Below are 214 nucleotides of genomic sequence, written 5' to 3'. Positions count from 1 at the left end.
CGACCGCGTTCGTCAGGAGGTTCCGGAACACCGCCTCCAGCAGGTCGTCCGCCAACACCGTCACGTCCGGAATCGTCTCGTCCACGGTGACAGTCGCCCGGTCTTTGTCCGACCGGATCTGTTCGATCTGCTCGGTGAGTTCGGTGCGGAGGTCGACCGGCGTCTGGTCGGTACCGACCTGTAGCAGCACGTCGGTGACGTCTCTGGCGGTCTC

1 protein-coding gene is annotated in these 214 nt (G+C 65.0%); it reads right to left on the bottom strand.

What is annotated here, in order from left to right; all coding sequences use genetic code 11:
* The coding region (locus tag EXE42_RS18290; protein WP_137707156.1) for a hypothetical protein at nucleotides 1-214 on the bottom strand (214 nt) is incomplete at both ends.

The sequence above is a fragment of the Halorubrum sp. SP3 genome (assembly GCF_005435195.1).
Lineage (GTDB): Archaea > Halobacteriota > Halobacteria > Halobacteriales > Haloferacaceae > Halorubrum > Halorubrum sodomense.
This window is presented reverse-complemented; position numbering and strand designations above follow the sequence as displayed.